Source organism: Enterobacter sp. D2, from assembly GCF_034427575.1.
Lineage (GTDB): Bacteria > Pseudomonadota > Gammaproteobacteria > Enterobacterales > Enterobacteriaceae > Enterobacter > Enterobacter cloacae_M.
This window is the reverse complement of record NZ_JAXQPP010000001.1, coordinates 2,274,963-2,287,721: the sequence shown is the minus strand read 5'-3', so window position 1 is coordinate 2,287,721 and position 12,759 is coordinate 2,274,963. Positions and strand designations below refer to the sequence as shown.

The following is a 12,759-nucleotide window of genomic DNA, read 5'->3' as shown; positions in this document are numbered from 1 at the left end:
TTATAATAATTGTGCGGGATCACGACAATGAAAAAAGTGGCATTAGTGGGCTTCGGCCTGATGGTTGTATCTGCGGCGGCTAACGCCATCAGCATTAACGGCTCGGCGGGTCAGGATTATACCCACCTGGGATTTGGCATGGGTACCGAGACTTCCGGTCTGGCGATGACCGGCGGCTGGACGCATAACGATGACGACGGCGACGCGGCGAGCCTCGGCCTGGGTCTGAACGTTCCTCTTGGCCCGTTCCTGGCCACCGTCGGCGGTAAAGGTATCTATACCAACCCAAATGACGGTGACGAAGGGTACGCGGCGGCAGTGGGCGGCGGCCTGCAGTGGAAAATTGGCGACAGCTTCGGCCTGTTTGGTGAGTACTACTATTCGCCGGACTCCCTCTCAAGCGGTATCGAAAGCTATGAAGAGGCCAACGCCGGCGCACGCTGGACCATCATGCGTCCGATTACCATCGAAGCGGGCTATCGCTATCTGAACCTGGCCGGCAAAGACGGCAACCGCGACAACGCGCTGGCCGACGGCCCGTACGTGGGCGTCAGCGCAGGCTTCTAATCACTCCGGCGCGGCGTTCTGTCGCGCCAGTTTCTCTCTTCTCCACCCCGCGTTTGCGCTATAGTGTTTTGACCAAATAAGCGGGAGAACATAATGATTAACGTGGAGATGTTATCCACCGGCGACGAAGTGCTGCATGGACAAATTATTGATACCAATGCTGCCTGGCTTGCCGATCTTTTCTTTGAGCAAGGATTACCGTTAACGCGCCGCAATACGGTGGGCGACAATCTTGAGTCGCTGGTCGCTATTCTGCGCGAGCGCAGCGAACACTGCGACGTGCTGATTGTGAATGGCGGACTCGGCCCCACCGGTGACGATCTCAGCGCGCTGGCCGCCGCGACCGCAAAAGGCGAAGGGCTGGTGCTGCACGAGGCGTGGCTTTCGCAGATGGAGCGCTTTTTCTCCGAACGTGGCCGCGTCATGGCCCCCAGCAACCGCAAACAGGCTGAAATTCCCGCCAGCGCCGAGCTGGTCGATAACCCGGTGGGTACCGCGTGCGGGTTTGCCATGCAGCTGAACCGCTGCCTGATGTTCTTTACGCCGGGCGTGCCCTCAGAATTTAAAGTGATGGTCGAGCAGCAGATCCTGCCGCGCCTTCGCGATCGTTTTACCCTGCCTGAACCGCCGCTGTGCCTGCGTCTGACCACCTTTGGCCGCTCGGAAAGCGATCTGGCCCAGAGCCTTGACCCTCTCCCGCTGCCGCCGGGCGTCTCCATGGGCTACCGCTCCTCCATGCCGATCATTGAACTCAAGCTGACAGGCCCGGCCGAGCAGAAAGAGGCGATGCTGGCCCTGTGGCCCGAGGTGCAGCGCGTGGCGGGCGAAAGCCTGATCTTTGAAGGGACGGAAGGGCTGCCCGCGCAGATTGCGATGCATCTGCAGTCGCGTCAGCTGAGCGTGACCTTAAGCGAACAGTTCACCGGTGGCCTGCTGGCGCTGCAGCTGTCGCGCGTCAACGCGCCGCTGCTGGCCAGCGAAGTGGTGCCGTTCCAGCAGGAGACCCTGGCGCAAACCGCCCGCTGGGCTTCCGAGAGAAGGGTGAAGCATTTTGCCGGTCTGGCGCTGTTCGTCGGGGGGCTGGACGAGGAACACCTTAACTTCGCGCTGGCGACGCCGGAAGGCACCTGGGCCCTGCGGGTAAAAATGAGCATCACCCGCCACAGCCTGGCGGTGCGTCAGGAGGTTTGCGCCATGATGGCGCTGAACATGCTGCGCCGCTGGCTGAATGGCAAAGAGGTTGCCAGCGAGCACGGCTGGATTAACGTGGTTGAGTCGCTGTTCGTGGAGTAACGCCTGTGCCGGGGCCTTTTGCCCCGGCCATATTCAGCCCAGCGCCTTCGCCAGCAGGGTGATGGGATGTTCGCAGCGCTTGCTGGTGGACATCTCAATCTGCCACTTGCAGGTCTCGCAGTCCGTTACCACGATATCCGCGCCGCTCTCTTCAATCTGACGGAACAGCGGAGCGCCAATCGCCTGCGACGTTTCGTAGTTTTCACGCTTAAAGCCGTAGGTTCCCGCAATCCCGCAGCAGCGCGAGTCCAGCACCGTCAGCTCCAGCCCCGGGATTAACCGCAGCAGCTCCAGCGTATAGAGCGACCAGCCCATCTTCTCCATATGACACGGCGTGTGGTACACCACTTTCAGCGGCAATTTCCCCAGCGGCAACGTCTGCCCGCTGTCCAGCTTGCGCCACAGGAAGCGTGTTGCCAGCTCGATGTGCTTTCGCAGGCCGGTGTTATCTACGTCCAGCAGATGCGGATACTCATCGCGCAGGGTGAAGGTACAGGTGGACGAGGTCGCCAGCACCGGTATGCCTTTGTCGACGATGGCTTCACGCAGGGAGGTGACATTGCTTCGAGCCTGACTGCGCGCTTTATCGGTAAACCCGTTAGCAATCAGCGGCACGCCGCAGCACTTCTCTTTGTTCAGTAGCTGAACGCCCGTTCCCATGGCGTTCAGCACCTTCAGCAGGTCTTTACCCAACTGCGGGTGGTTGTAGTTCACATAGCAGCCGTGGAAGAAGGCCACCTGATCGGCGTACTGCGCCTGCTCCGCCGCAACGGACTTGTACCAGCGGCGGAAGGTACCGTGAGAATATTTCGGCAGGCTGCGGTGATGGTCTATCTTCAGCGTGGCATCCAGCAGCTGGCGCACCGGTTTGAGAGAGGTCGCGGCATTCACCAGCGGGGCAAACGGCGTCGAGACGCTGCCCATCAGATCGGTGTGGCTCAGAATAGCGTCACGCAGCGTCGGCTTTTGCGTGCTGTAGCGCGCCCGGGCGCGCTGGATGATATCGCCGATTTTCACATCCGACGGGCAGGCGACTTCGCAGCGTTTGCAGTTAATGCAGTATTTCAGCGCCTCGTCGTACAGCTTGCCGTCCTTCAGACGCAGACGCTCGCCGTCCGGTCCGGCCTGCTTTGGCCCGGGATAGCGTGGGTTCACGCCGCTCACCGGGCAGACGGTGGTACACAGCGTGCATTTAATGCAGCTTTCAAAACGGGTGTCGTTCATTGTTCAGCCTCCGTGCGCTGGCTAATCTGCTCTGCCACATACAGAGCCGTGACGGCGCAGACTCCGCCACCGCATCCCTGGGCAATGGGATCGTACCCGCCCAGCAGCGAGCCGATGGCAAAGAGATGACTGGCGGGCTTCCCGGAAAGTTGCGGATGCAGCTGGCTATCGACAATCACGCCGAACTGCTGCCAGGGCTGCGGCGAGAAGAAATCGCTCTGATACCAGTCCGCGCGGGAGGCTCGCTGACGAACATCCAGCCCCATGATGGCTTCCCGGATGCCCTCCCGGCTGCTCAGCAGCCCGTTGCTGAAGAAGCTGCCGCTTGCCAGCACCGTATAGCGGGCACGAAGCGGAATATCGTCGTGGTTGCGCGTCCAGATTTCGCTCACCGCGCCGTCGGTCAGGGTGATTTTTTTCACCTCATCGCCCGCCATCCACACGCCGCCCTGCGCGACAAACTGGCGCTGGAGCTGGGTATGCAGGCGAATGCCGGGTACGGAAGGGGGCAGGGTTGGCAGCAGGCCGAGCATGCAGGGCAGACGATCCGAGAGCCAGCGCCAGAGCCGGTTGTCGCGTAAACCGAAGCAGGCGGGCATCAGCAGGGCATCACAGCTATCGCTGAGCGGTCTGAGCGCGTCATACAGCAGCGGCCATTTGTCCTCGTTATCCAGAAAACGGGCGATATTCACCGCGCGAAACTCGCTCGGGTTGTCGCGCAGGACATCAAGCTCAGGCAGCTCTATCTCTGCCGTTTCGGCATTGACGCCCTGGCGACAGAGCGACGCGGCCGCGAGATGGGGCTGAAAATCCAGAAAGCCGCTAATGCCCACGACCCGGACGCGTGCGGCATTGAAGGGAGCAACGGGCACTTCTTCCGGGCTGAGCCAGGCAGAGCGCAGGGTGCCGAGCGGCGTGACGCGCTGGTGATTGAGCCGGGCGCTTCCCTTCAGACGCGCGCCGCAGTCCGCCAGCAGCGCTTCGGTTTCCAGCGCAAAGCGGTCAATATGCTGGGCGCCAATCAGGTGATACGGGTGCTCCGGCGGCAGCTTATCGCGGTACGCATCGTCCACCAGATCCAGCGAGCCCGACGAGAAGTGCAGGGCGCTCTGGCCCCGGGTGATAATGGCGCAGCGAAGACCCTGCTTCGAGAGCTTGATGCCGCAGAGCAGGCCTGCCAGCCCGCCGCCGACGATTACGGTATCAAATTTCATCGCGTTGCTCCTTCTCAAGACCGCAAAGCCCCTGGTAGACCCAGCGGGTAAATTCGCTTTCGCGCAGGGCATCGCCCCAGGCGACAGGCTGAATGCCTTTCCAGCGCTCGTTTAAAAACGCGCTGAGCTGATCGAGCGACTGGGTGGCGGTGGTGGTATGAAAACGCTGCAGCAGCCCGGCGGCACGACAGGCGCACAGCTCGCCCTGACAGGTACCCATTCCCACGCGGGTGCGGCGACGAAGATCGAGCAGGCTTGTGACCGTCAGGCTCTCCACCGCGTACTGCACCTCACCGGCGGTGACGGCTTCGCACTCGCATACCAGGCTGCGGCTCAGGCGTCCTTCACCGAGCCACTGCGGCGTTCTGTCGCCGTGGCGGTAAATTGCGGATCCGCGCAGCGGCGCGGGCAGGGAGATGATTTTTTGCAGCGTTTTTTCGGTGGACTGACGCGAGCCGGGCAGCGGCTGGTCTGCCGTCACGCATGTTTCGGTATTCCCCAGCTTGCGGCAGACGGCATCGGTCGCCCACTCGGCCATCAGGCGGTAGGTCATCAGCTTGCCGCCGGTGATGGTGATAAACCCGTCCATGCCGTCGCGCTCGGCGTGATCGAGCAGCACGATGCCCCGGCTGACGTTACGTCCGCTCGGGTCGTTGTCGCTGGCAACCAGCGGACGCACGCCCGCGTAGGCGCGCAGAATACGCGTCTGCGCCATCACCGGGGCCAGTTTTTCCCCTTCCCGCAGCAGGATATCCACCTCTTCGGCGGTCACGCGGTTGTAGTCAATCTCGCTGTAGTCGATGTGGGTTGAGGTGGTACCGATTAACGAAATGGTGTCGCCCGGCACCAGGATATCGGCATCGGACGGCTTGCGGCAGCGGTTAATCACGTGATTATTAATGCGGTGGTCGAGGATCAGCAGCGAGCCTTTCGCCGGGAACATGCGCACCGACAGGTCCGCGTATTCCGCGATGCGCTGCCCCCAGATCCCCGCCGCGTTGACCACCACGGCGGCATACAGCTCGCTGTGTTCATTATATTGCGCATTAAAAAGCCGCACGCCGCAGATGCGGTGACCTTCGCGGATAAGGCCGGTCACTTCGTGCCCGGTCAGGATGCGCGCGCCATGCTCGCGGGCGTCCAGCATGTTGGCGGCGGTCAGGCGGAAGGGGTCGACGGTGCCGTCAGGCACTTTCACCGCGCCGATAAGCGCCGGGTTAACCGACGGTTCCAGCCGCCGCGCCAGCGCCGGGTCCATTGCCTCAGCCTGAATGCCCGCCGCAGTGCAGGCGGTAATAAAGGTGTCCTGAAAGGCGAGATCATCTTCGGGAAGAGTAATAAAGAGGCCGTTGGTTGGCTCAATGCAGTGGCGGGCGATACGCTTGAGGATCTGGTTTTCAGCAATACATTCGCGCGCGGATTCACCGTCGGTAACCGCATACCGGGCGCCGCTGTGCAGCAGGCCGTGGTTACGCCCGGTTGCGCCCGTGGCGATATCGTGGCGCTCCAGCAGCGTAACGCTTAAGCCGCGAAGGGCGCAGTCGCGTGCGATCCCGGCGCCGGTTGCGCCACCGCCAATGATTATCACATCGCTGTAGCGAGGATCGTGAATGGTCATTGTTTACCCTCTATGTTCGTTTTTTTGTCATTTAGCCATATCAATAGTGTGGTTTGTTTGATTTCGAACATAAACGCGCGAAATTCGAAAGTGAAACGTGATTTCATGCGCTTTTTTGCGCATTCTGTCATATTTCTGTAACAATCTGTGCGTTGATTCACAGTAACAATCACCGTGATTTCTTAACATCCCCGCCTCTGGAATTCAGGTGCGAGCCACCTGCCCATTCAATTCAAGGCCACGGAGGCTGTTATGCTCAGTATCTTCAAACCTGCGCCGCACAGGGCGCGTCTGCCAGAGGCAGAAATTGATCCGCTATACCGCCGTCTGCGCTGGCAAATTTTCCTGGGAATTTTCTTCGGGTACGCGGCGTACTACCTTGTACGTAAAAACTTCGCGCTCGCCATGCCGTATCTGGTGGAGCAGGGCTTCTCCCGCGGCGATCTGGGTTTCGCGCTGTCGGGGATCTCAATCGCCTACGGTTTTTCCAAATTCATCATGGGTTCCGTGTCGGATCGCTCGAATCCGCGCGTGTTCCTGCCCGCCGGCCTGATCCTGGCGGCCGCGGTCATGCTGTTCATGGGCTTTGTGCCGTGGGCGACGTCCAGTATTGCGATTATGTTCGTGCTGCTGTTCCTCTGCGGCTGGTTCCAGGGGATGGGGTGGCCGCCGTGCGGACGTACCATGGTGCACTGGTGGTCGCAGAAGGAACGCGGCGGCATCGTGTCGGTGTGGAACTGCGCGCATAACGTGGGCGGCGGTATTCCGCCGCTGCTGTTCCTGCTGGGGATGGCCTGGTTCAACGACTGGCACGCGGCGCTCTATATGCCTGCCTTTGGCGCCATTCTGGTGGCGATTATTGCCTTCGCCCTGATGCGCGATACGCCGCAGTCCTGCGGCCTGCCGCCGATTGAAGAGTACAAAAACGATTATCCGGATGATTACAGCAAGGAGCACGAAGAAGAGCTGACCGCCAAACAGATCTTCATGAAGTACGTGCTGCCGAACAAGCTGCTGTGGTACATCGCGGTGGCAAACGTGTTCGTTTACCTGCTGCGCTACGGCATCCTCGACTGGTCGCCAACCTACCTGAAAGAGGTTAAGCACTTCGCGCTGGATAAGTCTTCCTGGGCCTATTTCCTGTATGAATATGCCGGGATCCCGGGCACGCTGCTTTGCGGCTGGATGTCGGACAAAGTGTTTAAAGGCAACCGCGGGGCGACGGGCGTGTTCTTTATGACCCTGGTCACCATCGCGACCGTCGTTTACTGGCTCAACCCGCCGGGCAACCCATCAGTAGACATGGCCTGCATGATCGTTATCGGCTTCCTGATTTATGGTCCGGTAATGCTGATCGGCCTGCACGCGCTGGAGCTGGCGCCGAAAAAAGCGGCGGGCACGGCGGCAGGCTTTACCGGCCTGTTCGGCTACCTCGGCGGTTCGGTCGCGGCGAGCGCCATTGTGGGCTACACCGTAGACTTCTTCGGCTGGGACGGCGGCTTTATGGTGATGATCGGCGGCAGCGTGCTGGCGGTACTGCTGCTCATTGTGGTCATGATCGGTGAGAAACGTCACCACGCGGAAGTGCTGGCGCGTCGTCAATAAGGAGCATTGCGATGAAATTATCTTACGTAACAACCGGCCTGCTGCTGGCGGGCCTGATGACAGGCTCCGCGCTGGCGGCGGATAAAATCGTTATCGCCCACCGCGGCGCCAGCGGCTATCTGCCGGAGCATACGCTCCCGGCGAAAGCGATGGCCTATGCCCAGGGCGCGGATTATCTGGAGCAGGATCTGGTGATGACCAAGGACGACCAGCTGGTCGTCCTGCACGATCACTATCTGGACCGCGTGACGGACGTGGCGGAGCGTTTCCAGGACCGCGCGCGCAAAGATGGTCGTTTCTACGCCATTGATTTCACCCTGGCGGAGATCCGTTCCCTGAAGTTTACCGAAGGCTTCGAGATCGAAAACGGCAAAAAGGTGCAGGTCTATCCGGGACGTTTCCCGATGGGCAAATCTGACTTCCGGATCCATACCTTCCAGGAAGAGATTGAGTTTGTTCAGGGGCTGAACCACTCAACCGGTAAAAATATCGGCATCTACCCGGAGATCAAAGCGCCGTGGTTCCACCATCAGGAAGGCAAAGACATTGCCGCGAAGACGCTGGAGGTGCTGAAGCAGTACGGCTACACCAGCAAGAAGGACAAAGTCTACCTGCAGTGTTTTGACGCCGCCGAGCTGAAGCGCATCAAAACCGAGCTGGAGCCGAAGATGGGGATGAACCTCAATCTGGTGCAGCTGATTGCCTATACCGACTGGAATGAAACCCAGGAGAAGCAGCCGGACGGCAAATGGGTGAACTATAACTACGACTGGATGTTTAAGCCGGGCGCGATGAAGCAGATTGCGCAGTACGCCGACGGCATCGGGCCGGATTACCACATGCTGGTGGCGGAAGGCTCAGCGCCGGGCCACGTGAAGCTGACGGCGATGGTGAAAGAGGCGCACGCCAGCAGGATGCAGGTACATCCGTATACCGTGCGTGCAGACCAGCTGCCGCCGTATGCCACGGACGTGAATCAGCTTTATGAGGTGTTGTATAACCAGGCGGGCGTGGACGGACTGTTTACGGATTTCCCGGATAAAGCGGTCGAATTCATTCACCGGAAGTAGGTTTGGCAGGTCGGGTAAGGCGAAGCCGCCACCCGACAATCTGGCTCTGCGGCCTGATGCCCTCACCCTAACCCTCTCCCACCGGGAGAGGGGATAAGGACAACATCACATCTCGATCTCTATATCGCCTTTTGCCCGGCAGCAGCAGGGCAAAATTTCCCCTTCGTTGATAAAGGCCAGCGGCTCGGTCAGCCAGTCCACCTGGCCGGCGACCAGGCGGCAGCGGCAGGAGCCGCAGTAGCCGGAACGACACTGGTACTCTACTTCTACCTGATGCGCCTCAAGCGCCACCAGCAGAGAAGGGTGCTCCTCCCGACACAGCACCTCAGTGCCGGAAAGACTTAACGTGACGCGTGACATCAGAGCTGGAAGTTGCTCAGGTCGTCGGTGTTGACTTCAGAATCAATCTGACCGACCAGATAAGAGCTTACTTCCACTTCCTGCGGCGCAACCTGCACGTTATCGGACACCAGCCAGGTGTTGATCCACGGAATCGGGTTAGAGCGCGTCTGGAATGGCAGGTCAAGACCGACGGCCTGCATGCGGATGTTGGTGATGTACTCAACGTACTGGCACAGGATGTCTTTATTCAGGCCAATCATGGAGCCGTCACGGAACAGGTAGTCGGCCCACTCTTTCTCCTGCTGAGCCGCCAGCACGAACAGGTCGTAGCACTCCTGCTTGCACTCTTCGGCGATTTCCGCCATCTCCGGATCGTCCGTACCGCTGCGCAGCAGGTTCAGCATGTGCTGGGTACCGGTCAGGTGCAGGGCTTCATCGCGGGCGATCAGACGGATGATTTTGGCGTTGCCTTCCATCAGCTTGCGCTCGGCAAAGGCGAAGGAGCAGGCGAAGCTCACGTAGAAGCGGATCGCTTCCAGCGCGTTGACGCTCATCAGGCACAGGTAAAGCTGTTTTTTCAGCGCGCGCAGGTTCACGGTGATGGTTTTACCGTTCACGTTGTGCGTACCTTCGCCCAGCAGATGCCAGTAGCTGGTCATCTCGATCAGCTCGTCGTAGTAATGGGCAATGCCTTCCGCGCGCTTCTGGATCTGCTCGTTGGTGACGATATCGTCAAACACCACCGCCGGATCGTTCACGATGTTGCGGATGATGTGGGTGTAAGAGCGGGAGTGGATAGTCTCGGAGAACGCCCAGGTTTCCACCCAGGTTTCCAGCTCCGGAATGGAGATCAGCGGCAGCAGCGCCACGTTCGGGCTACGACCCTGAATGGAGTCCAGCAGCGTCTGGTACTTCAGGTTGCTGATGAAGATATGTTTTTCGTGATCCGGCAGCGACTGGTAATCAATACGGTCGCGGGAGACGTCCACTTCTTCCGGGCGCCAGAAGAAGGAGAGTTGCTTTTCAATCAGCTTTTCGAAGATGTCATATTTTTGCTGATCGTAGCGTGCCACGTTGACCGGCTGGCCGAAGAACATCGGCTCTTTGAGCTGGTCGTTTTTCGTCTGTGAAAAGGTGGTATATGCCATGAGTGTGTCCTGTCTTACGAAATAAAGGCGGGGATATCCCCGCCCTTCATTAGATCTTACATGCGCCGCTTTCGCAGCCATCGTCCTGAATTGACGGTACCATGTCGTCCTGCGCGTCTTCCGCACCGTCACGGGTGTTGTGATAGTACAGGGTTTTCACGCCAAATTTGTAGGCGGTGAGCAGGTCTTTCAGCAATTGCTGCATCGGTACCTTGCCGGACGGGAAGCGCGTCGGGTCATAGTTGGTATTGGCAGAGATCGACTGGTCGATAAACTTCTGCATGATACCCACCAGCTGCAGGTAGCCGTCGTTGTTTGGCATTTCCCACAGCAGCTCGTAGTTGTTGCCCAGCGTTTCGTAGTCCGGTACCACCTGACGCAGCACGCCGTCTTTCGACGCTTTGATGCTGACGTGGCCGCGCGGCGGTTCAATACCGTTGGTGGCGTTAGAGATCTGCGAAGAGGTCTCGGACGGCATCAGGGCAGAGAGCGTAGAGTTACGCAAGCCGTGGGTCTTGATGGACTCGCGCAGGCCTTCCCAGTCGAGATGCAGCGGCTCGCTGACGATCGCATCCAGGTCTTTCTTGTAGGTGTCGATTGGCAGAATGCCTTTCGCGTAGGTGGTTTCGTTGAACCACGGGCACGCGCCTTGCTCTTTCGCCAGCTCGTTAGAGGCTTTCATCAGGTAGTACTGAATCGCTTCGAACGTCTGGTGCGTCAGGTTGTTAGCGCTGCCGTCGGAGTAACGCTTGCCGTTTTTCGCCAGCCAGTAGGCGAAGTTGATCACGCCGATACCCAGGGTACGGCGGCCCATCGCACCGCGTTTAGCGGCCGGGATTGGGTAATCCTGGTAGTCCAGCAGGGCGTCTAGCGCGCGAACCGCCAGCACGGCCAGCTCTTCCAGCTCGTCCAGGCTCTTAATCGCGCCCAGGTTGAACGCGGACAGCGTACACAGCGCGATTTCGCCGTTTTCGTCGTTCACGTCTTCCAGCGGTTTGGTCGGCAGGGCGATCTCCAGGCACAGGTTAGACTGGCGCACTGGCGCAACTACTGGATCAAACGGGCTGTGGGTGTTGCAGTGGTCCACGTTCTGGATGTAGATACGGCCGGTAGAGGCACGTTCCTGCATCATCAGGGAGAACAGGTCTACCGCCTTCACGCGCTGCTTGCGGATGCTGTCGTCTTTTTCGTATTTGGTGTACAGACGTTCGAACTCGTCCTGATCGGCAAAGAACGCGTCGTACAGGCCCGGAACGTCGGACGGGCTGAACAGGGTGATGTCTTCGCCTTTCAGCAGACGGGTGTACATCAGCTTGTTGATCTGCACGCCGTAGTCCATGTGACGCACGCGGTTGCCTTCCACGCCGCGGTTGTTTTTCAGGACCAGCAGGCTTTCCACTTCCAGGTGCCACATCGGGTAGAACAGGGTCGCAGCACCGCCGCGCACGCCGCCCTGAGAGCAGGATTTTACGGCCGTCTGGAAGTGTTTATAGAACGGGATACAGCCGGTGTGGAACGCTTCACCGCCGCGAATCGGGCTGCCCAGCGCACGGATGCGACCGGCGTTGATGCCGATACCGGCACGCTGGGAGACGTATTTCACGATGGCGCTGGAGGTGGCGTTGATGGAATCCAGGCTGTCACCACACTCGATCAGTACGCAGGAGCTGAACTGACGGGTTGGAGTACGCACGCCAGACATGATTGGCGTCGGCAGAGAAATCTTGAACGTGGATACCGCATCGTAGAAACGCTTCACGTATTCCAGACGGGTGTCACGCGGGTAGTTAGAGAACAGGCAGGCGGCCACCAGAATATAGAGGAACTGGGCGCTTTCGTAGATCTCACCGGTTACACGGTTCTGAACCAGGTATTTGCCTTCGAGCTGCTTCACCGCCGCGTAGGAGAAGTTCATGTCGCGCCAGTGATCGATAAACCCGTTCATCTGCTCGAACTCTTCTTCCGTATAGTCTTCCAGCAGATGCGTGTCGTATTTGCCTAGCTCAACCATTTTCACCACGTGATCGTAAAGCTTCGGCGGCTCAAACTGACCGTAGGCTTTTTTACGCAGGTGGAAAATCGCCAGACGTGCAGCGAGGTACTGATAATCCGGTGCTTCGCGGGAGATGAGGTCTGCCGCTGCTTTAATGATCGTTTCGTGGATATCAGACGTTTTGATGCCGTCGTAGAACTGAATGTGAGAACGCAGTTCAACCTGGGAGATAGATACGTTGTTCAGTCCTTCTGCTGCCCAGTCGAGAACTCGATGGATTTTGTCCAGATTGATACGCTCGGTAGTACCGTCGCGCTTTGTCACCAGCAGACTCTGATTCATGTGGGTTTTACCTGTCCGTGAAATAAAAAATATCCCCCGTTTATCCACAGATCCGTCTTGTGACTAACTCTGTGGATAAATACTACATGTAGGGGGTTTGCGATAAGAAAAACGCTATATGGTGAGTATTCTAGTATCGAATCTTTTCAGCACAAGGGTTGATTTTGGCGTTAAATTGAGGTTGTGAAAGGGTAAAAAAGGCTAAGTCCTCGTACCGTAAGGCCTGGAAGACATGTCAATAATTAAGAAAAAAAATTCAAAATTTGATCGAGTGCTGATTTCTTCAACGGGAGGTCAGAATTGCGCAACATGATGTCGCGCAATCTTTATAAGAATAACGAAT

The 12,759-nt window shown here is 58.7% G+C and carries 10 protein-coding genes; 4 read left to right on the top strand and 6 right to left on the bottom strand.

Annotation, left to right across the window (positions count from 1 at the left end):
- The first annotated feature begins 27 nt into the window (after window positions 1–27).
- The gene (locus SPG90_RS10875; protein ID WP_029740927.1) at window positions 28–567 is read left to right on the top strand and encodes a YfaZ family outer membrane protein; all 540 of its coding nucleotides are present in this window, start codon (window positions 28–30) and stop codon (window positions 565–567) included.
- Between the two features lie 93 nt (window positions 568–660).
- Window positions 661–1,860, top strand: a complete 1,200-nt coding sequence (locus tag SPG90_RS10870; RefSeq protein WP_047174153.1) for a nicotinamide mononucleotide deamidase-related protein YfaY — start codon at window positions 661–663, stop codon at window positions 1,858–1,860.
- A gap of 33 nt (window positions 1,861–1,893) precedes the next feature.
- On the opposite strand, the gene glpC is transcribed toward SPG90_RS10870, so the two are convergent.
- From glpC to glpA, 3 genes are read right to left on the bottom strand one after another with little or no spacing between them, the layout of a single operon-like run.
- Window positions 1,894–3,084: an anaerobic glycerol-3-phosphate dehydrogenase subunit GlpC gene (gene glpC / locus SPG90_RS10865; RefSeq protein WP_047174152.1), complete on the bottom strand. Its 1,191-nt coding sequence runs from the start codon at window positions 3,082–3,084 to the stop codon at window positions 1,894–1,896.
- A complete protein-coding gene (gene glpB, locus SPG90_RS10860) occupies window positions 3,081–4,298 on the bottom strand; it encodes a glycerol-3-phosphate dehydrogenase subunit GlpB (protein ID WP_047174151.1) in 1,218 nt (405 codons plus the stop codon). Before glpB ends, glpC begins: the two co-directional genes overlap by 4 nt.
- Window positions 4,288–5,916, bottom strand: coding sequence for an anaerobic glycerol-3-phosphate dehydrogenase subunit A (gene glpA, locus SPG90_RS10855; protein WP_047174150.1), 1,629 nt, complete (start codon window positions 5,914–5,916; stop codon window positions 4,288–4,290). The genes glpB and glpA overlap by 11 nt, the downstream gene beginning before the upstream one ends.
- Before the next feature lie 252 nt (window positions 5,917–6,168).
- On the opposite strand from glpA, the gene glpT reads away from it, so the two are divergent.
- Together glpT and glpQ are read left to right on the top strand one after the other, a co-directional pair.
- Window positions 6,169–7,521, top strand: coding sequence for a glycerol-3-phosphate transporter (gene glpT / locus SPG90_RS10850; RefSeq protein ID WP_045354273.1), 1,353 nt, complete (start codon window positions 6,169–6,171; stop codon window positions 7,519–7,521).
- An 11-nt stretch (window positions 7,522–7,532) separates the two neighbouring features.
- A complete protein-coding gene (glpQ, locus tag SPG90_RS10845) occupies window positions 7,533–8,591 on the top strand; it encodes a glycerophosphodiester phosphodiesterase (RefSeq protein ID WP_047174149.1) in 1,059 nt (352 codons plus the stop codon).
- 105 nt (window positions 8,592–8,696) lie between these two features.
- On the opposite strand, the gene yfaE is transcribed toward glpQ, so the two are convergent.
- The 3 genes from yfaE to nrdA are packed head-to-tail and all read right to left on the bottom strand — an operon-like array spanning window position 8,697 to window position 12,416.
- Window positions 8,697–8,951, bottom strand: a complete 255-nt coding sequence (gene yfaE / locus SPG90_RS10840) for a class I ribonucleotide reductase maintenance protein YfaE (protein WP_008500234.1) — start codon at window positions 8,949–8,951, stop codon at window positions 8,697–8,699.
- A complete protein-coding gene (gene nrdB / locus SPG90_RS10835) occupies window positions 8,951–10,081 on the bottom strand; it encodes a class Ia ribonucleoside-diphosphate reductase subunit beta (RefSeq protein WP_023312514.1) in 1,131 nt (376 codons plus the stop codon). Before nrdB ends, yfaE begins: the two co-directional genes overlap by 1 nt.
- A 49-nt stretch (window positions 10,082–10,130) precedes the next feature.
- Window positions 10,131–12,416, bottom strand: coding sequence for a class 1a ribonucleoside-diphosphate reductase subunit alpha (gene nrdA / locus SPG90_RS10830; RefSeq protein WP_023312513.1), 2,286 nt, complete (start codon window positions 12,414–12,416; stop codon window positions 10,131–10,133).
- Between the last annotated feature and the right edge of the window lie 343 nt (window positions 12,417–12,759).